At 68.8% G+C, this 19,291-nt stretch carries 14 protein-coding genes; 9 read left to right on the plus strand and 5 right to left on the minus strand.

Annotation, left to right across the window (positions count from 1 at the left end; translation table 11 throughout):
• The first annotated feature begins 51 nt into the window (after positions 1-51).
• Positions 52-831, plus strand: coding sequence for a hypothetical protein (locus ABQJ56_RS04780; protein ID WP_367843844.1), 780 nt, complete (start codon positions 52-54; stop codon positions 829-831).
• 94 nt (positions 832-925) lie between these two features.
• Here ABQJ56_RS04780 and ABQJ56_RS04785 read toward each other — a convergent pair whose 3' ends face one another.
• Positions 926-2,230: a M24 family metallopeptidase gene (locus ABQJ56_RS04785; protein ID WP_367843845.1), complete on the minus strand. Its 1,305-nt coding sequence runs from the start codon at positions 2,228-2,230 to the stop codon at positions 926-928.
• A 157-nt stretch (positions 2,231-2,387) separates the two neighbouring features.
• Here ABQJ56_RS04785 and ABQJ56_RS04790 point away from each other — a divergent pair, with 157 nt between their 5' ends.
• The 4 genes from ABQJ56_RS04790 to ABQJ56_RS04805 all read left to right on the plus strand — a co-directional run bounded on the left by ABQJ56_RS04790 (position 2,388) and on the right by ABQJ56_RS04805 (position 7,514).
• Positions 2,388-4,331 carry a CocE/NonD family hydrolase gene (locus ABQJ56_RS04790; protein ID WP_367843846.1) on the plus strand — a complete coding sequence of 648 codons (1,944 nt, stop codon included), beginning with the start codon at positions 2,388-2,390 and terminating at the stop codon, positions 4,329-4,331.
• Positions 4,332-4,530: 199 nt separating this feature from the next.
• Entirely contained in the window at positions 4,531-6,006 is a 1,476-nt protein-coding gene (locus ABQJ56_RS04795; RefSeq protein ID WP_367843847.1) for an amidohydrolase family protein, read from the plus strand.
• Between the two features lie 115 nt (positions 6,007-6,121).
• Positions 6,122-6,736, plus strand: a complete 615-nt coding sequence (locus ABQJ56_RS04800) for a dihydrofolate reductase family protein (RefSeq protein WP_367843848.1) — start codon at positions 6,122-6,124, stop codon at positions 6,734-6,736.
• A 94-nt stretch (positions 6,737-6,830) separates the two neighbouring features.
• Entirely contained in the window at positions 6,831-7,514 is a 684-nt protein-coding gene (locus tag ABQJ56_RS04805) for a DsbA family oxidoreductase (RefSeq protein ID WP_367843849.1), read from the plus strand.
• 146 nt (positions 7,515-7,660) lie between these two features.
• Here the strand turns inward: ABQJ56_RS04805 and ABQJ56_RS04810 are convergent, their stop codons facing one another.
• Both ABQJ56_RS04810 and ABQJ56_RS04815 read right to left on the minus strand, forming a co-directional pair.
• On the minus strand, positions 7,661-8,959 hold the full coding sequence (locus ABQJ56_RS04810; protein ID WP_367843850.1) for an MFS transporter: 1,299 nt from the start codon (positions 8,957-8,959) through the stop codon (positions 7,661-7,663).
• A gap of 69 nt (positions 8,960-9,028) precedes the next feature.
• Positions 9,029-10,042 carry a LacI family DNA-binding transcriptional regulator gene (locus ABQJ56_RS04815; protein ID WP_367843851.1) on the minus strand — a complete coding sequence of 338 codons (1,014 nt, stop codon included), beginning with the start codon at positions 10,040-10,042 and terminating at the stop codon, positions 9,029-9,031.
• Between the two features lie 239 nt (positions 10,043-10,281).
• On the opposite strand from ABQJ56_RS04815, the gene ABQJ56_RS04820 reads away from it, so the two are divergent.
• The 4 genes from ABQJ56_RS04820 to ABQJ56_RS04835 all read left to right on the plus strand — a co-directional run bounded on the left by ABQJ56_RS04820 (position 10,282) and on the right by ABQJ56_RS04835 (position 17,747).
• Positions 10,282-13,512: a TonB-dependent receptor gene (locus ABQJ56_RS04820; RefSeq protein WP_367843852.1), complete on the plus strand. Its 3,231-nt coding sequence runs from the start codon at positions 10,282-10,284 to the stop codon at positions 13,510-13,512.
• Positions 13,513-13,538: 26 nt separating this feature from the next.
• On the plus strand, positions 13,539-14,942 hold the full coding sequence (locus tag ABQJ56_RS04825) for a hypothetical protein (RefSeq protein ID WP_367843853.1): 1,404 nt from the start codon (positions 13,539-13,541) through the stop codon (positions 14,940-14,942).
• Between the two features lie 41 nt (positions 14,943-14,983).
• Positions 14,984-17,251 (plus strand): beta-glucosidase family protein, encoded by a 2,268-nt coding sequence (locus ABQJ56_RS04830; RefSeq protein ID WP_367843854.1) that lies wholly within the window; start codon positions 14,984-14,986, stop codon positions 17,249-17,251.
• 139 nt (positions 17,252-17,390) lie between these two features.
• Entirely contained in the window at positions 17,391-17,747 is a 357-nt protein-coding gene (locus ABQJ56_RS04835; protein ID WP_437343392.1) for a VOC family protein, read from the plus strand.
• A gap of 217 nt (positions 17,748-17,964) precedes the next feature.
• On the opposite strand, the gene ABQJ56_RS04840 is transcribed toward ABQJ56_RS04835, so the two are convergent.
• Together ABQJ56_RS04840 and ABQJ56_RS04845 are read right to left on the minus strand one after the other, a co-directional pair.
• Positions 17,965-18,498 carry a gluconokinase gene (locus tag ABQJ56_RS04840; protein WP_367843856.1) on the minus strand — a complete coding sequence of 178 codons (534 nt, stop codon included), beginning with the start codon at positions 18,496-18,498 and terminating at the stop codon, positions 17,965-17,967.
• A gap of 71 nt (positions 18,499-18,569) precedes the next feature.
• Complete coding sequence (locus tag ABQJ56_RS04845) at positions 18,570-19,289, minus strand: hypothetical protein (protein WP_367843857.1); 720 nt, start codon at positions 19,287-19,289, stop codon at positions 18,570-18,572.
• Positions 19,290-19,291 lie beyond the last annotated feature (2 nt).

Below are 19,291 nucleotides of genomic sequence, written 5' to 3' on the forward strand. Positions count from 1 at the left end.
GAACCACCGACTGGAGGGTGACGAATGAGTACGACGCTGCCGCTCGGCCGTTTGCTGTTTGCCGCCGCCATGATCGCCCTCGGCGCGACGGGCCTGGTCAACGGCGACCTTGCGCTCGCCTGGCAGCAGGTGCCCATCCATCGCCTGCCGGCGCGCACCGCCATCGCCTATGCCTGCGCCATCATCGAACTGGCGCTGGGGATCGGCCTCTTGTTCAAGCGCACGCGGCCGTCGACATGCCGCGTGCTGTTTCCGTACATGGTGCTCTGGCTGGTATGGCTGGAAGTTCCCGGCGTGGCGCTTGCCCCGCAGGACATCGGCAACTGGGGCAGTCTTGGCGAAATCGCCATCATCACCGCCGGGGCGTGTTGCCTGTTTGCCGGGCATTCCGGCACCGGCGAATCGCGGCGCCATGGATTCCTCGATGGCTCCGGCGGCATCCGCGCCGCCCGCTGGCTGCTGGTCGTCGCGCTTCCCATGATCGGTGCGGAAGTCATCGTGGACGCGGTGAACGCCGGCGACCGCGTCATGCAGCCATGGTTGCAATGGTGGCCCTCGCCCATGGGGTGGGCCTGCCTCACCGGCATCGGCAGCATCGCGACCTGCCTGGCCTTGCTGCTCGGCGTCTGGCCGCGGTTTGCCGCAACGGCGGAAGCCGCCATGCTGGGCGTCATCACCGTCGCCTACTGGGCGCCCGATCTTTACACCGGCCGCACGGCGACCACCGCCCTCATCATTTCCTTCCTGATCACCGCCGGCGTGTGGCTGGTGGCTGACACCTACCGGAACGTGCCGTGGTTCGCCAGCGGGCGGCCCGTCTGGAAGACCTGAGCCGACGAAACCGGCAATCGCGCCCCGGGCCGGGGCGACCGGCCTCGCGGACAAGACGCCGGTCGCCCGGCGGAGGAGCACGCGGCCCTGGCGCCTACCCGAACGGCCGCTCGATCGACGGACTCTGCGGCGTGAACCAACCCGCGCCGTCCGCGCCGACATGCATGTCGTCCTCCAGCCGCACGCCGAACTCGCCAGGGATGTAGATGCCGGGTTCGTCGCTGAAGGTCATGCCGGCCTCGATCTTCCGCGTGTTGCCCTCGACCAGGTAGTACCACTCGTGCATGTCCATGCCGATGCCGTGGCCGAGGCGGTGCGAGAAATACCTGTAGCCGGGGCCGTAGCCGGCGTCCGCGATCACCTTGCGCGCGGCGGCGTCCACCGACTCCATCGCCGCGCCCGGATGCGCGGCGGCGAGCGCGGCCTGCTGCGCTTTGCGCACGATGTCGAATACCCGCTTCATCTTGTCGCTGGCCTTGCCCAGCGTGAAGGTGCGGGTGATGTCGCTCTGGTAGCCCTCCACGTAGCAGCCGTCGTCCAGCATCACCGGCGTGCCCTCGCGGATCACCTGCGGTTCGCGCGAGCCGTGCGGCAACGCGGTGTAGGTGCCCACGTTGATGCTGGCCTCGCCGCGCAGGCCCATGCGCGCATAGCCGGCATCCACCCACGCGGCGATGTGCTGCTGGGTCATGCCAGGTTCCAGGCCCTGCCAGATCGCCTTGTACAGGGCCAGCGTGGCGTTGTTCGCCACCTGCATCAGGGCGAGTTCCGCCGGGCTCTTGATCGCACGGCAACCGGCGGTGACCGGCGTCGCCGGCACCAGCTTCGCCTGCGGCATCGCCGCGGCGAGACCGTTGGAGCGGAAGAACGGCACCTTCTCCTCGATGCCCAGCGTGCCGGTGCCGGCATGCTTCTCGCGCATCACCTGCGCGACCAGCGCGTAGGGACTCTCGTTCTCCTGCCAGGTGCGCACGTCGTGGCCGAAGCGGATCTGCTCCAGCGCACGGCTGCGCTCGAACGCGGGCGTGATGTACACCGGGTCGCCCGAGCGCGGCAGCAGCATGCCCATCAGGCGTTCGCTGGTCCACCAGTGCATGCCGGTGTAGTAGTCGAGCGTGGTGCCGCCATCCAGGTAGATGGCGTCCATCCCGTGCCGCCCCATCAGCTCCTGTGCCTTCGCCAGGCGCGCGTGGCGTTCGTCGTCGGCGATCGGCACGATCTGCGACTTCACCGGCTGCAGCGCGAGGATCGAGGCCGGCAGCTTGATCGCACCCGCGCCGGTTTCCGCCGCCGTCGCGGTGCCGCCGAGCAAGGCCACCGGCAGCGTCGCGGCGCCGAGCGCCGAGGCTTGCAGGAAACGGCGACGACCCGGCCGCATCACATCGCCACGATCGTTCATGGGACTCTCCCGCTGCAGTGATCGCCCATCATCCTGCGCGGGGCCGGGGCGCTCAAGCATGTCATCAGTCATGGGCGCACCGCGCTGCGGAGCGGCGCCGCCCCGATCACGCTGTGCCACCATGGCGCGGATTGCCCCCACACGAGGATCCCCGGACATGAAGACTGCCGCCTTGGGCCCGGCGCTCGTTTCGCTTGCCTGCCTCCTGTCAGCCGCCGCGTTCGCAGCATCGCCGACGGGCCAGGATGCGGCGAAGGTCACCCCCGACATGATCCAGACCGCGTCGGACATCCCGGGCCGCTGGCAGACGCCGCAAGGCAGCTTCGACTACATCAAGCGCGACGTGATGATCCCGATGCGCGACGGCGTGAAGCTGCACACCGTGATCCTGATCCCGCAGGACGCGCACGACCGGCCGATGCTGCTGGAACGCACGCCGTACAACGCCAGCGGCTTCGTGCGCGGCAACAGCCCGCACATGGCCGACGCGGTGTGGTCGGGCGACAAGGACTGGGCCAACGACGGCTACATCCTGGTGTGGCAGGACGTGCGCGGCAAATACGGCTCGGAAGGCAAGTACATCATGACGCGCCCGCCGATGGGTCCGCTCAACCCGACCACCACCGACGACACCACCGACGCCTGGGACACCATCGCCTGGCTGGTGAAGAACGTGCCGCAATCGAACGGCAAGGTCGGCATGATCGGCTCGTCCTACGACGGCTGGACCGTCGCCATGGCCCTGCTCCATCCGCATCCCGCGCTGAAGGTCGCGGCGCCGGAGAGCCCGATGATCGACGGCTGGATGGGCGACGACTGGTACCACTACGGCGCCCTGCGCCAGGTGAACCTCGACTACTTCACCGAGCAGACGACGAAGAAGGGCACCGGCGAAAGCGTGCCGCGCGAGAACTACGACGACTACAGCAACTTCCTCGAAGCGGGTTCGGCCGGCGCCTACGCCGAGGCCAACGGCTTCAGGCAGTTGCCGTGGTGGAACCGCTTCGCCGCTCATCCGGCCTACGACGCGTTCTGGCAGTTGCAGGCGCTGGACAAGCTGCTGCCCGCGCATCCCTCCGACGTGCCCACGATGTGGCTGCAGGGCCTGTGGGACCAGGAGGACATCTACGGCGCCGTGCATGCCTGGGAGGCGCTGGACAAGGCCGGCCACGGCGCCAACAACCACCTGGTGATCGGCCCCTGGTGGCACAGCCAGATCAACCGCGACGGCTGGAACATGGGCCCGCTCAAGTGGCCGGGCAACACCACCGCCGAGTTCCGCCAGCAGGTGATGATCCCCTGGTTCGACCACTACCTGCGCGGCACGCCGCTGGACACGCCGCTGCCCGAGGCGATGATCTACAACCCGGTCGAGCAGCACTGGGACCGCTTCGCGCACTGGAAGCCGGCCAGCGAGCAGACCCTCACCCCGCTCTACCTGCAGGCGGACATGGGCCTCGGCTTCGGGCAGCCGGCCAGCGGCAGCGACAGCTACGTCTCCGACCCGGCCAAGCCCGTGCCCTACCTGCCGCGCCCGATCCCGCAGAAGAACGACCGCTGGCGCACCTGGCTGGTCACGGACCAGCGCTTCGTGGCGGACCGCCCCGACGTGCTGTCCTACACCACGCCGGTGCTGACGAAGACCGTGACGGTACAGGGCGCACCGATCGCCGATCTCTACGCCAGCACCACCGGCACGGACGGCGACTTCGTGGTCAAGCTGATCGACGTCTACCCCGGCACCGATCCCACCGATCCTACGATGGGCGGCTACGAGCTGCCGGTGACGCTGGACATCTTCCGCGGACGCTACCGCAAGAGCTTCGCCGATCCGTCGGCGATCCCGGCGAACGTGGTGCAGGAATACAAGTTCCGCCTGCCCACGGTGAACTACGAGTTCAGGCCCGGCCACCGCATCATGGTGCAGATCCAGTCCAGCCTGTTCCCGCTGTACGACCGCAACCCGCAGACGTACGTGCCCAACATCCTGTTCGCCAAGCCGGCCGACTACCGCAAGGCCACGGTGACGATCGAGCATGGCCCTGATGGACGCAGCGCGGTGCTGCTGCCGGTGGCGGCGGGGACAACGGCCGGCCACTGAGCCAGAGCTCGGCCCGCACACGAAGGTTCGCTGGGAAAGAGAAGCCCGGCCCGCGCTCCCGCGGCCCGGGCTTCCGTTTTGTGACGCCGCTCCCCCAGCAGCGCTACAGTAACCGGCGAACCACGGGCCGGGCATCCGCGCGCCGGCCATGCCTGACCTGGGAATCGCCATGCGACGTGTGACGGCAGTTGCAGCAGCCTTGTCAATCTGCGCGGGTGCGGCCTGTGCCGCGACAACCGACCTCACCCCCATCGTGTTGCCACCAGCCGCTGCGCCCGGCAAGGCCGCACTGCCCTTCGTGCAGGTGGATGCGCCGGTGGTCGCGCTGATGCACGCGCGCGTGATCGACGGCACCGGCGCGCCCGCGCGCGCGAACCAGACCATCCTGATCGAGCACGGCAGGATCGCCGCGGTGGGTGCCGACGGCATGCCGATACCCGCCGATGCCAGGCGCATCGACCTGAGCGGCCGCACCGTGTTTCCGGGCCTGGTCGGCATGCACGACCACCTCTTCTACATCGCGCGCCCGAACCTCGGCGAGCAGGACGGCAAGCTGCACTTCGACCCGCCGCTGATCGTGCCGGAGATGGCGTTCAGCGCTCCCCGGCTCTACCTCGCCATGGGCGTCACCACCCTGCGCACCACCGGCAGCGTCGAGCCGTACACCGATCTCAACCTCAAGCATGCGATCGACGCGGGCACCCTGCCCGGCCCGCACATGGATGTCACCGGGCCGTACCTGGAGGGCGCGAACTCGCCCTTCATCCAGATGCACCCCATCCGCGATCCCGGGGAAGCGAAGGAGACCGTGGCGTTCTGGGCGAAGCAGGGCGTCACCTCGTTCAAGGCCTACATGGACATCACCCGCGCCGAACTGAAGGCCGCGGTGGACGAGGCACACCGCCTGGGACTGAAGGTGACCGGCCACCTGTGCGCAGTCACCTACCGCGAAGCCGCCGAAGCCGGCATCGACGACCTCGAGCACGGCTTCTTCGTCAACACCGAGCACGATCCCGGCAAGGCGCCGGACAAGTGCACCGATTCCGACGGCCTCGCCACGCTGCACGCGATGGACCCCGGGGGCAGCGACGCGAAAAGCCTGATCCACGACCTCGTGGCGCACCACGTGGCCGTCACCTCGACCCTGCCGGTGTTCGAACAGATGGTGCCGCACCACGCGCCGTTATGGCCGCAGGCGATGGCCGCGCTCAGCCCGCAGGCAAATCGCGACTACATGCTGCTGCGCGCGCACACGGACGCGCTGCCGCCGGAACAGGCGCAGCAGCGCAGCATCACGTTCCGCCACGGCATGGCGATGGAACGCGAGTTCGCCGCCGCGGGCGGCCTGCTGCTGGCCGGTCCCGACCCCACCGGCAACGGCGGCGTGGTGCCCGGCTTCGGCGACCTGCGCGAAGTGGAGCTGCTGGTGGAGGAAGGCTTCACGCCCGCGCAGGCGATCCACGTCGCCAGCTGGAACGGCGCGCTGTACCTCGGCCTGCAGGACCGCATCGGCTCGATCGCCGCGGGCAAGGACGCCGACCTGGTCGTGGTGAAGGGCGATCCCTCGCAACACATCGACGACATCGAGCACGTCGAGACCGTGTTCAAGGACGGCGTCGGCTACGACTCGCAGGCGCTGCTGAAATCGGTGCAGGGACGCTACGGCGAATATTGAGGCTGCCTTTCCTGGCGAATCGACCGGGGCGCCGCCCAGGTTTTCGCTGTCGATTTCCCGCTCCCCCGTTCGTCGGGAAGACAGGCGGACAGCTCGATCCGCATCGGAATCCGACATGCGCAAGCTCATCGTCCCAGCGTTCATCAGCCTCGACGGCGTCGTGCAGGCGCCCGGCGGCCCGGAGGAGGACACCAGCGGCGGCTTCGCCCACGGCGGCTGGATCTGGCCGTATGCCGACGAGTCCGGCGAAGTGATGGATGGTGTGTTCTCGAACCCGTTCGAACTGCTGCTCGGACGCCGCACCTGGGACATCTTCGCCGCGTACTGGCCGCACGTGCCGGCGGGTGCGCCACACCGCGGCATCGCCGACCTGTTCAACGGCACCGCCAAGCACGTCGCCACCCATCATCCCGACACGCTGGCCTGGCGGAACAGCCACGCGCTGGGACCGGATATCGCCGTCGCGGTGCGCGAACTCAAGCGCGGCGACGGCCCCGACCTGGTCACCCAGGGCAGCAGCGAACTGGTGCACCAGTTGCTGGCCACGGAACTGGTCGACGAGCTGCGCCTGTTGGTCCACCCGGTCCTGCTCGGCCGCGGCAAGCGCCTGTTCGACGACCGCACGCAGGCAGCGGCCTTCCGGCTTGAGGCATCGAAGGCCACGTCCACCGGCGTGCTGGTCAACCGCTACGTCCGCGCGGGCGAGGTGCGGACCGGATCATTCGAGTAACGGCTGCGTTGAACGGTGTGCACGAGCCGCGCGATTGAGATGCGCGCTTCCGCCTCCACATCTATGGGCATTCCGAACCCGCACTGGACCGCCCATGGCCACCACCACCCCGCTCCGCATCGATTTCGTTTCCGACGTCGCCTGCCCGTGGTGCGCGGTCGGGCTCGCCAGCCTGCAGCAGGCGCTGGCCAGGCTCGATGGCGAAGTGCGCGCGGAAATCCACCTGCAGCCGTTCGAGCTGAATCCGCAGATGGCGGCTGCGGGCGAGGACGCCGGCGAACACATCATGCGCAAGTACGGCATCGACGAGGCGCGGATGACGACCAACCGCGCGGCGATACGCGAGCGCGCCGCGGCGCTCGGCTTCGCCTACAACGTGGGGCCCGGCAGCCGCGTCTGGAACACCTTCGATGCGCACCGGCTGCTGCACTGGGCCGCACTGCAGGACAACGCCCGCGCGCTGGCGCTGAAGCAGGCGCTGCTGCGCGCCTACTTCAGCGACGGCGAGAACGTTTCCGACCGCGACGTGCTCGTCCGCATCGCCGCGGACACCGGCCTCGATGCCGGCGAAGCACGCCGCGTGCTGGACAGCGGCGAGTACGCCGACGAGGTGCGCGCGCAGGAACGGCGCTTCCAGCAGGCCGGCATCCATTCCGTGCCCGCCACCATCGTCAACGGCATGCATCTGATCCCGGGCGGACAGCCGTCCGAGGTGTTCGAACGCGCGCTGCGGGAGATCGCGCACAAGGCCGCCAACGACGACAGCGTTCGCGGCTAGCGCGAAACCCGGCAACCCTGTCGCTGCATGATCCGCAACACCTGGTCGACCGGCATCACATCCGCGTGACGATGGTCGATGCCGGTCGTGCCCTGCGCATGGAACGGTGAATTGATGATGGCCTCACGCGAAGGGGGACCGGACCATCAGCGCACTCCACGCACCGGCAGGATGGCCCAGGCGCCCAACGCGACCAGGATCGCCGCCACGGCGAACAGGACCGCATAGCTTCCGCCGCTCACGGACAGGATGCCCGGCGCGATCGCCGGCATCAGCGACTGCGGCAGTACGCTGGCGATGTTGAAGATGCCCAGGTTCCTGGCCGCGTGGGTTTCGCGCTCCGGCAGCACGTCGGTCACCAGCGCGAGGTCGGCCGCCAGGTACACGCCCTGCGCGATGCCGGCCACCGCCATGCCCGCGAGGAACCAGGGATACGAAGCGGCGAAGGCGATCATCAGCAGGGCCAGCGCATAGACCAGCGCCGCGCCGGAGACGAAAACCTTGCGCCGCCCAAGGGCATCGGACAAGCCGCCGGCCAGGACGCTGAAAACCGCCACCATGCAGGACTGCACCAGGGTGGACAGGAAGATCCGGTGCGGCACCTCGGCGGGCGCGCAGCCCAGCTGGCCGATCAGGTAGAACTCCTGATAGGTCATCAGCAGCGAGACACCGGCGTAGAGCAGGAAACGGCTGCTCCAGGCCCAGGAGAAATCGGGGAAGCGCAACGGATGGATCCAGAAGCTGCCCAGGAATTCGCGCCACCCGTAGCGCGGCCGCCGCGCCACGGCCAATCGATGATCGGGCAATACCCAGGCCAGCAGGAGTGCTCCGGCCAAGGCGATCGCGGCCGGCACCAGGAACATGGCGAGCGTGGAGTCCGCGAGCGCCTCCACCAGGAAGGTGCCGCCCACCATGCCCAGCGGCAGGCTGATGTTCACGATGCCGGACACCGTGCCGCGCTGCGACGCCGGGATCTGGTCGGCGAGGATCGCCGCCAGCGCGGCCAGTTGCGCGTTGCAGGCAAGCTGCGTGAAGCACCAGCCCAGCAGGAGTTGCGGAACCGACACGGCCGTCGCGATCACCGCCAGCCCCATCATCCCTCCCGACGCGCCGACGACCAGCCAGGGCCGGCGCATGCCGAAACGCGAGGTCGTGCGATCCGAGAGGCGCCCGAAGAACGGGTTGCCGAACAGCGCGATCAGCGCACCCACGCCCACCACCAGCGACAGGCTGCCGGTCGCGTGCGCCGGGGCGATCTCGCGCACGCGCATCGCCAGACCCACCAGGATGGGCGGAAGCAATGCCATCCACAGGCCCATGTAGGCCATGCCGTAGATCACGATGAACGGCCAGCCGGCGCGGCGCGCGTGCGACGCTGCATCGGCGTGCGCGCCGGCCGGCAAGGGAGGCCCGCGCATTGCCACTTCGGCCTCGTCGTCGATCACCGCCCCTCCGCCCCGTGGGTCCGCGCGCCCGGGGCTCTCGACGAACCCGGCGCCGGCACAGGGCGAATACTACGGTTTTCCGGGCGCGGCCGTGGATGCGCGCAGGTGCATCCGATAAGGCACGCGCGCCTGCTGGGGCGCGGCGGAATCGCGGATCGACTGCAATACGCTCTGCACAGCCAGGCAACCGAGCTCGCGGCATGGCTGGTGTACCGTCGTCAGGCCGGGCGAGATCAACTGCGACACCGGCGTGCCGTCGAAACCGCATACCGAAAGGTCGCCGGGAATGGCCAGGCCGCGTTCGTAGGCTTCGCGCATCACGCCGCAGGCCATGTCGTCGTTCGCCGCGAAGATCGCCGTGGGGGGGCGCCGCCGGTCGAGCAACGCCCTGGCACCGGCCACGCCGGACGCGAAAGCGAAATCCCCGTCCACCACGAGCGACTCGTCATACGCGATGCCGGCCTTGCGCAACGCGTCGCGGTAGCCGCTGAGCCGCCAGGTGCGCGCGCCGTGCCCCTTCAGCCCGGCGATGTGGCCTATGCGCCGATGCCCGAGCGAAACCAGGTGCCCGACGATCTCGGCCGCCGCCCTGCGCTCGTCGAAGCCGACGTCGATGCGCGACTGGCGCAACCTGGAGGAGATCGTCGAGTAGGGAATGTCCAGCTCGTCGAGGCGCTGCAGCAACTCGGCATTGTTCGCATGCGGCGGCACCAGCACCAGCGCGTCCGGCCGGTGCGTCGCCACGAAGCCGTCGATCCGCGCCGCCAGGTCGTCCGCCGCGTCGAAGGGATGCAGCACCGCGTTGTACGGCGTCCCCTTGCACGCCTGCAGCACGCCCACGATCAGTTCCATGGTGTAGCTGGAACCGGCCATCGGGTTGTCGTACAGCAGCGCGACCAGGTACGAGCGATTCCCGGCCAGGCTGCGCGCCGAGGCGTTCGGCACGTAATTGAGCGCGCGGATCGACGCCTCGATCCGCGCGCGCAGCCTGGCACGCACGCTCGGATAGCCGTTGAGCACGCGTGACACCGTCTTGGTGGATACGCCGGCATGCGCAGCGACGTCTTCGATTCTCGCAGGCATGTGCAGATCCCGCCCCTGTATGGCTTGCAGCGCCACATCCTACCCCAAGCGGAACGCGCGCAGCCATCCGGATTCCGCCCGTTTCCGTCAAAAGTACCAGCGCTGGTATTTTCTATTGACAGCGCTTGTACATTTGACTAGCGTGCGACGGCGCAAGAGTCCGCGACGCAGGGGAGAGGGGCCGCGTCGACCGGGCGTTCACTGGACACTGGGGAGGTACCGAAGTGAAGAAGCAACCCATGCATTCGCGTGCACGCAACGCCGGCCAGCTGCGCCTGCTGCCCTTTGCGATCGCGATGACGCTGTTCGCGGCCGGGTCGGCGCAGGCCGCGCCGCAGCAAACCGACCAGGCCGCGCAGGCCACGCCGACCGCCAGGAAGGACGCGCAGGCCGCGGCAAGGAAGAAGAACGCTTCCGCCGCGGCGGACGAGAAGGAGGCGAAGCAGCTCACCGGCATGACCGTCAACGGCTACTCGTCCAGCCTGAACCGTGCGCAGGACATCAAGCGTTACGCCGACACCGTGGTCGATGCGATCTCGGCGCAGGACGCCGGTTCGCTGCCCGACCTGTCGGTGACCGAAGCCCTGCAGCGCGTGCCGGGCGTGGCGGTCAGCGCCTTCGGCGTCGCCGCCGACCCGGACCACTTCTCGATCCAGGGCTCGGACATCAGCCTGCAGGGCCTGCCCTATACCAGCACGCTGTTCAATGGCCGCGAGGTGTTCTCCGCCGGCGGCGGCCAGGGGCTCAATTTCTCGACGGTGTCGCCCGAGCTGATCGGCTCGGTCGTGGTGAGCAAGAACCAGACGGCGGACATGATCGAGGGCGGCATCGCCGGCTCGATCGGCCTGAACACCCGCAAGCCCTTCGACAGCAACAAGGACACCCAGGCGTCCATCACCCTCGGCGACTACTGGGGCAGCCTGGACAAGCGCGGCACGCCGCAGATCGCCGGCCTGTTCAGCCACAACTGGAATACCGACATCGGCCGCTTCGGCATCCTGGCCAACGTGGCCTACGACCGCATCGACCAGGCCGACAACGCGGTCTCCCTGGTCGATTTCCAGCGGCGCTGCAACGGCTGCACGCTGCCGGGCAACCGGCTCGACAACTACCCCGGCCTGCCGGCAGGCACGAACGGCCCCTACGCCTACCTGCCGATCGGCGCCGACCTGCGCACCCAGCAGGAAACCAGCACGCGCTTCGGCCATGTGCTGGCGGCGCAATGGGAAAGCCCGGACAAGGCCTGGCAGGCCACGCTGGAATGGGATCGCGCCTCGGACACGGAAACCACCTACGAGCACACCCTGCAGGCCTCGACCGACGGCTGCGCCTGGTCGGACCCCAACCAGTGCGACATCCCGCTGGCGGGCACCACGCCCGTGTTCGATTCCCGCGGCGTGTTCCAGTCGGGCATCGTCACCGCGCTGCCGAGCGACTACAGCTATCCGTCCCAGTACGGCGGCTTGCCGACGCAGCTCGACAGCACCGGCTACCGGAGCCGCTACGTCACCAACGACTACAGCTTCAACCTGAAGTGGAACGCCAGCGACAGGCTGCACCTGAGCCTCGACGCGCAGGACACGCACTCCCAGTACAAGTACGCCTACTACTACATCCGCCAGTTGACCAACGCCAACTGGTACCTCGCCACGCACGGCGACAACGTGCCCACGGTCAAGCTGCTGTCGCCGGATCCCAACGAAACGGCGGCCCAGTATTTCGCCAACCCCGCCAATACCTACTGGGCGGCGGCGCAGGACAGCCAGCGCTACTCCTGGGGCAACCAGCGCGCCTTCCGCCTCGACGGCAGCTTCGACGTGGACAAGGGTCCGCTGGACGACATCCAGTTCGGCTTCCGGCACAGCGACCAGGGCGAAACGGTGCAAAGCTCGGCGTTCAATTACGTGCCCATCAGCACGCCGAGTCCGGGGGTGGCGCCGATCACCGCCGCCGACACGCCCGGCGACGTCGCCCCATACCACGTCAACCTGCCGGCCTTCGGCGGCGGCGATTTCGGCATCGTCGCGCCCTACTTCAACCTGAATCCGCTCACCCAGTTCTGGCAGTCCGTCGCCGCGATCAAGCAGATCAACCAGCAGTGGCTGGCCACGACGCCGGGAGCTGTCGGTTCCTATTACACCAACTACGACCGCGCCCAGCACGTCGCGGGCGACGTGTTCGTGCCGGGTACGTACTACCTGCCGCAGGAAGTCGCCTCCAACGACGAGAAGACCAACGCCACGTATGTGCGCCTGAATTTCGGCAACAGCAACATGGATTTCCTCAGCGGCCTGCAGATCAGCGGCAACGTGGGCCTGCGCTACGTGCACACCCAGGACGATGCCTCGGGCTACCTGATCCTGCCGAACATGGCGCAGACCCTCAACGGGCAGACCATCGCGCAGTACTGCAACTCGGGTGCGAGCGGCCCGGCGCCGCAGCCCGGCACGTTCTGCGCGCTGACGCCGGCACAGCAACAGCAGTACGTGGCCTTCGCCAACGGCGCGTTCACCCCGATCACCGCCAGCAACTCCTACGGCAACTGGCTGCCCAGCTTCAACCTCGCGATCGGCTGGACCGACGACCTGATCACCCGCTTCGCGTTCTCCGAGTCGATCTACCGGCCATCGCTGGTCCAGCTGCAGGCGGGGCAGACGGTCGGCGGACTGCTGCCCTACGGCACCAACGGCAGCTCCGAGCCGACGGTGGGGAATGGCTACACCGGCGCCAACCCCTACCTCAAGCCGATCACGGCGCACAATTTCGACCTGAGCCAGGAGTGGTACTTCGGCAACGCCGGCTCGCTGACCGGCATGCTGTTCTGGAAGCAGCTGAACCACACCATCCAGTACATCACCAGCGTCGTGGACACCACGGTCACCAACAATGGCGTGACCTATCCGGAGCAGTACACCGCGGGCCTGGCCAACCTCGACCAGAAGGGCAGCGTGGGCGGCGCGGAGCTGGCCTACCAGCAGAAGTACGACTTCCTGCCCGGCTGGCTGTCCGGTTTCGGCACGCAGGTGAACTACACCTACATCAAGCCGCACGGGCTGGGGTTCGGCTCGGTCAACTACTGCCCCAGCGGCTACGTGGCGCCCACGCAGTGCATCAACCAGCTCAAGCTGCCGCCGAACGAGCTGTCCCGCGACACCTTCAACTTCACCGTCTACTACGAAAAGGGCCCGCTGTCGGCGCGACTGGCCTGGAACTGGCGCTCGCAGTTCCTGATCTCGGGCCAGGAGGCGGACTATCCGTTCCTGCCCGTCATGGCCGACTCCCAGGGCCGGCTGGACGGCTCGCTGATCTATGCGCTCAACGACCACGTCAAGGTGGCGCTGCAGGTGGCCAACCTGCTGAACTCGACGTTCAAGACCCGCGAGATCGTCAACACCGACGGCCTGTCCGTGCCCAAGGGCTTCTTCCGCGACGACACCCGCTACAGCCTCAGCCTGCGCGCGGACTTCTGACCAGGCGCGTGCGACAGGTTCCGGCCATGGCGCAGGCCCGACCAGGTGCCATCGCGGCATGGAACGGCAGCGCGACGATCTCCCCGATTGCCGTCCTTCCCGTGAAAGCGGGAAGGGCGGCCTTGTTCGCCGCCCTGCTGCTTGTCGCATCCGTGGCAGCGCCAGTCCATGCGGCAACAACAGCGGACACGGATCATGCGGCGCCTGGCATCGCAGCCATCGCGCGTGCAGGCTGCAACGCCATCGCCTTGCGCGTCGATGCGCTGCCGGGGAACACGCCGGTCCTGCTGCGCAGCTACGACAGCCGGCGCGGGCAAGGTGCACCCACCCTTCCACCGCTGCACTCGGCGGCGTTCACCTACGACAATGCGCTCGCCGTCATCGCCCTGCTCGCCTGCGGCCGGCGGTCACAGGCGGAACGCATCGGCGAGGCGCTGCGGCTCGCCGCCGTCAACGACACGCGCCTGCGCGACGCCTACCATGCCGGCGCCGTCGAGGGCGACCAACCTTTGCCGAACGGGTGGTGGGACGCGCAACGGAAGCGCTGGGTCGATGCCGCGCACCAATATGCCGGCGCATACCAGGACGGCACCTCGTGCGGAAACATCGCGTGGACCGCGCTGGCACTGCTGGCGCTGCATGACGCCACCGGCGAGAGGCGCTGGCGCGACGCCGCCGTGCATCTCGCCGACTGGGTCGTCACCCATGCATCGGACACGCGGGGCTCGGCCGGATTCCATGGCGGCGTCGAGTCCTACCTGCTGGTGCCGCGCAATGCATCGTGGAAATCGACCGAGCACAACATCGACCTCGCCGCGATGTTCGAGTGGCTGGCCCGGATCTCCGCGCCGGGTGGCGACTGGAACGCACAGGCAAGGCGTGCCCGCGATTTCGTGGCGCAGCAGTGGGATGCCGCGAGCGGGCATTTCTGGACGGGCACCGAGGGCGATGGCGTGACGCCGCTCCGCTCGCCGTCCGCCCTAGACGTGCAACTGTGGGCGCAGCTCCTGCCGGACGCGCCGAAGGCATGGCGGCGCGCACTGGCCTGGGTCGAACGCACGCATGCGGTCAAGGGCGGCTTCGCTTTCACCGACGTCCGCGACGGGATGTGGACGGAAGGCACCGCGCAAGCCGCGCTCGCCTATCGACGGACCGGCGACGAGGCCAGGGCGTACACGCTGCTGGCGTCGATCGCGCGGCAGGCGTCGCCGGGCGGCTTCCTCTACGCCACGCCCCAGCCGCGCATCGCGGCGCTGTATTCCTGGTATCTCCACCAGCCCTGCCTCGCCGCGACGGCATGGGCCGTGATCGCGGCATCGGATCGCAACCCGTACCTGCCAGGCGTACCTGCCAGGATCATGAGCCCTGCCATCAAGGGGCACGCGGCCCGGAAACCGCACGGCATGCTTGCCATCCCGCATCCGCGGTGAGCATGCTTCCAACCTGTTCTGCAAAAAACGAAGGGAACGTCATGGCACCTCACAAGACCCGCATAGCTTCCTTCATCGGCATGGCGCTGCTGGCCTTCGGCGGCACCTGCAGCGCCGCGGACACGGGCAGCCACGCCCAGCCATGGATGAATCCCCGTCTGACACCCGACCAGCGCGCCGATCTGGTGCTGAAGGCGATGACGCAGGACGAGAAGTTCCGCCTGATCCGCGTCGATTTCGGCGACACCGAGAACGGCCACGTCATGGCGCCGGGCGCGCTGGGCTCCGCCGGCTACGGTCCGGCGATCGCACGGCTGGGCCTGCCCGCGATCCAGGAAAGCGACGCCGGCCTCGGCGTGGCCAAGCCGCACAAGCTCGGCGCCACCGCCCTGCCCTCGGGCCTGGCGACGGCGGCCAGCTTCGATCCGGCGGTGGCCCGTGCCGGCGGCGCGATGATAGGCGGCGAAGCGCACAGCCGCGGCTTCAACGTGATGCTCGCCGGCGGCGCGGACCTGGTGCGCGACCCGCGCAACGGCCGCAACTTCGAATACGCGGGCGAGGATCCGCTGCTGGCCGGCGTGATCGTCGGCAACGCCATCGCCGGCATCCAGAGCCGGCACGTCGTCTCCACCATCAAGCACTACGCGTTCAACGACCTGGAAACCGCCCGCACCACGCTGAGCGCGGACATCGGCGAGCCCGCGGCGCGCGAATCCGACCTGCTTGCCTTCGAGATCGCCATCGCGACCGGCCATCCGGGCTCGGTGATGTGTTCCTACAACCGCGTCAATGCGGTCTACGCCTGCGAGAACGACTGGCTGCTCAACCAGGTGCTGAAGCATGACTGGCACTACCCCGGCTTCGTGATGTCGGACTGGGGCGCCGTGCACAGCGGCGCGAAAGCCGCGCTGGCCGGGCTGGACCAGGAGTCGGCCGGCGAGACCTTCGACAAGGAGGTGTACTTCGACCAGCCGCTGCGCGCGGCGGTGGCGTCCGGCGAAGTGCCGCAGTCGCGCATCGACGACATGGCGCGGCGCATCCTGCGCAGCCTGTTCGCCGCCGGCGTGCTCGACCATCCGGCCACGCAGTCGGCGATCGACTTCGCCGCCGACCGCAGGGTGGCGCAACGCGCCGAAGAGGCCGGCGCGGTGCTGCTGCGCAACCGGGATGCGCTGCTGCCGCTGTCCGCCGCGCAGTCCGTGGCGGTGATCGGCGGCCACGCCGACAAGGGCGTGCTGACCGGCGGCGGCTCCTCGGCGGTGCAGTCGCCGCAGGGCAATGCGGTGCCTGACCTGCCGCCCACGGCCTGGCCGGGCCCGCGCATCTACCAGCCGTCCGCACCGCTGGCCGCCATCAGGCAACGCGCGCACGGCGCGGTGAGCTATGCCAGCGGCGAGGACATCGCCGCCGCCGCGAAGCTGGCGGCGCAGGCCAAGGTCGCCGTGGTGTTCGTCGAACAGTGGGCGGCGGAAAGCGTCGACGCGCCGCACCTGACCTTGCCCGGCAACCAGGACGCACTGGTCGAAGCCGTCGCCAGGGCCAACCCGCACACCGTCGTGGTGCTGGAGAACAACGGCCCGGTGGCGATGCCGTGGCTCGCCCGGGTCGGCGCCGTGCTGGAAGCGTGGTATCCCGGCGCGGCCGGCGGCGAGGCCATCGCGCGTCTGCTGTACGGCGAAGTCGATCCGTCCGGCCGCCTGCCGCTGACCTGGCCGCGCGACGAATCGCAACTGCCGCGCCCGCAAATCCCCGGTGCCGCCCTCACCTCCATGGGCCAGCCGCCGCAAGGCCAGCCGGCGCAGGACGTGGACTACAACATCGAAGGCGCCGACGTGGGCTACCGCTGGTACCAGCGCAAGCACCTCGACCCGCTGTTCCCGTTCGGCTACGGCCTGACCTACACGCACTTCGACTACAGCGGCTTCGCGCCCCGCATGGCCAACGGCAAGGTCACCGCCTCGTTCACCGTGACCAACCGCGGCGCGCGGGCGGGCGTGGACGTGCCGCAACTCTATGTCACCCTGCCCGGCCCGGACGAAGTGCGCCGGCTCGCCGGCTGGTGCCGCGTCGACCTCAAGCCCGGCCAGTCCGCGCACCTCACGGTCACCGCCGACCCGCGCCTGCTGGTGGACTTCGACAGCAAGAACCGGCACTGGCAACAGGCCGCCGGCGACTACCGGCTGCAGCTGGGCCATTCGGCGACATCGTTCCAGGGCGACGGCAAGGTGACACTGGCGGCGGCCAGCTGGGCGGCGGACGCGTCGCCGGCGGGTGTGCCGCAACCCTGCACGGCCAGCGTCACGCGATGAGGCATGTCCCGGCACGGCTGCGGCGAGTCGCAGCCGCGCCGGCAGGTTTGCACCCTACCCGACGCGGACATGATCGACATGGCGTTGCGGGTCCCGACGAGAGGCATCCAGGCATATGCATCACTCCAGACTCTGCGCCGTGCTCATCGACTGCAACGATCCCGACGTCGACAAGGCCGCCGGTTTCTGGGCCGCGGCCCTGGGGCGTGCCGTGGACCCGGACCATCCGGGCACGCGCGGCAACTATCGCATGCTGGAAACGCCGCCCGACGAACCCATCGTGCAAATTCAACGCGTCACCCATGAGAGCAGGGTCCATATCGACATCGAGACCGATGACATCCCGGCCGAGGTGCTTCGCCTGGAAAAGCTGGGGGCTGCCGTCGTCAGTCGCCTTGAACGTTGGGTGGTCATGCAGGCTCCCACCGGCCAACGATTCTGCGTGGTACGCGTGCAGCGACCGGGATTTCCCAAAAACGCCCGTCGCTGGGACTAGGGGTTGCCCATCGGGCGGACATGCCGCCCGACCCGTGGCTGGGGGCCGACACCCGCAAGACCGGGGCGCGGGGTTTCGCGGAATCGGCAAGACCCGCTGCCAACCCAATCCGGAGCTGATGCACCGGCGTCGTCCGTCGACCACCTCGCACCATGAAGCAGGCTCGCGGACGCGCCCGGGCCGACCGCACGGACCCGGCAAGGGGCCGGGAAAGTTTTCAGCCGCGGGCCGACCGCGGCGGTGACGACAGCGCCTGTCTGGCCGATGCGACCGTGGCCGCCAGATCGGCACCAGCCTCCAGCTCGATGGCCTGCTCGTCCAGCGCGGGTTCTTCCAGTACCGCCAGCTGGCTGTCGAGCAATGCCGGCGGCATGAAATGCCGGCGCTCGCGCATGCGGCGCGCCAGCTCGTCGCGCGGCACGCGCAGATAGAGCAGGCGCAGCGCCGGGTCCGCCCCGCGCAGGACATCGCGGTAGACGCGGCGCAGCGCGGAGCAGGCAACCACCACGCCCTGCCCGCGATGCGTCGCGATCGCCGCGGCAATCGCTTCAAGCCATGGCTGGCGATCCGTGTCGTCCAGCGGGACGCCTGCGCTCATCTTGGCGATGTTCGCGGGCGGATGCAGTTCGTCGCCTTCCACGAAGGCCACGCCACAGGCACGCGCCAGCGCGGCACCGACATGGCTCTTGCCGCTGCCGGAAACGCCCATCACGACGATCGTGGGCGATGCCTGGATCAGATGTGTTGGCAAGGTTGCGCTCCGGAAAAGCAGATGCGACGCAGCATACGGCACACGCAGCTTTCCGCCCGCGCGCCCCGCTACTACATCGCCGGCGCGGGCGTCCCGTCGGACCACCTGGCCGTCGGGACCATGAACACCTTGATCGGTTCGGCAGCATCGTGGAACTGCGGGTTGAGCATCACCGGGGAGCCTGGCTGGTCGGCACCCCACTCCGCATCGCGCGGGGTATAGAACATCAGGTGGGGCATCCAGTGCCCCGCGTCGTCGTTCAGGTAGCCCTGCTTCGACATCATGTAGCACATCGCGCCGGGCTCCAGCGGCGGCAACTGCTTCGCGGCGACGGCAGCCTTCATGCCTTGCAGGATCTGGGTCCTGGATTTCCCGGCGAGCGCCAGTTCGGTCCGCTTGAGGCTGATGGGCAGGATCGATCGCACCGCCGGCGGATTGAGGCACATCGGCCCGCGCAACCCGGGATTCCAGAATTCCGGGAAATCGAACTGCGCCGTCCAGGAGCGGTCGACCAGGCACACGAAGCCGTTGCTGCCCTTGACCGCCGTGACGTAGCCATGCGGCCCGAGCACCAGGATGGTGGCTTCCCCGGAAATCGCCTTGGGCGCCGCGCTGCGCGCCAGGGCGATTTCCGCATGGCGGTCCGCCATCAGGTATTGCGCCAGGGGCGCCATGCCCGGATAGGCGCGTGGCGGTTTTCGGGCCGGCGAACCTTCGGCGGCGGCCATCGCCACGGCCAGCAGCACGCCCAGTGTCACGACTCTCTTCCAGCGGCCGGTACCTTGCTTCATCG

Source organism: Rhodanobacter geophilus (assembly GCF_040812275.1).
Taxonomy (GTDB): Bacteria; Pseudomonadota; Gammaproteobacteria; order Xanthomonadales; family Rhodanobacteraceae; genus Rhodanobacter_A; species Rhodanobacter_A geophilus.

Coding starts and splice junctions, on each gene's coding strand:
- ABQJ56_RS04785 (WP_367843845.1), bottom strand. CDS start 2,230: ATGAACGATCGTGGCGATGTGATGCGGCCGGGTCGTCGCCGTTTCCTG.
- ABQJ56_RS04790 (WP_367843846.1), top strand. CDS start 2,388: ATGAAGACTGCCGCCTTGGGCCCGGCGCTCGTTTCGCTTGCCTGCCTC.
- ABQJ56_RS04800 (WP_367843848.1), top strand. CDS start 6,122: ATGCGCAAGCTCATCGTCCCAGCGTTCATCAGCCTCGACGGCGTCGTG.
- ABQJ56_RS04805 (WP_367843849.1), top strand. CDS start 6,831: ATGGCCACCACCACCCCGCTCCGCATCGATTTCGTTTCCGACGTCGCC.
- ABQJ56_RS04815 (WP_367843851.1), bottom strand. CDS start 10,042: ATGCCTGCGAGAATCGAAGACGTCGCTGCGCATGCCGGCGTATCCACC.
- ABQJ56_RS04820 (WP_367843852.1), top strand. CDS start 10,282: ATGCATTCGCGTGCACGCAACGCCGGCCAGCTGCGCCTGCTGCCCTTT.
- ABQJ56_RS04825 (WP_367843853.1), top strand. CDS start 13,539: ATGGCGCAGGCCCGACCAGGTGCCATCGCGGCATGGAACGGCAGCGCG.
- ABQJ56_RS04830 (WP_367843854.1), top strand. CDS start 14,984: ATGGCACCTCACAAGACCCGCATAGCTTCCTTCATCGGCATGGCGCTG.
- ABQJ56_RS04845 (WP_367843857.1), bottom strand. CDS start 19,289: ATGAAGCAAGGTACCGGCCGCTGGAAGAGAGTCGTGACACTGGGCGTG.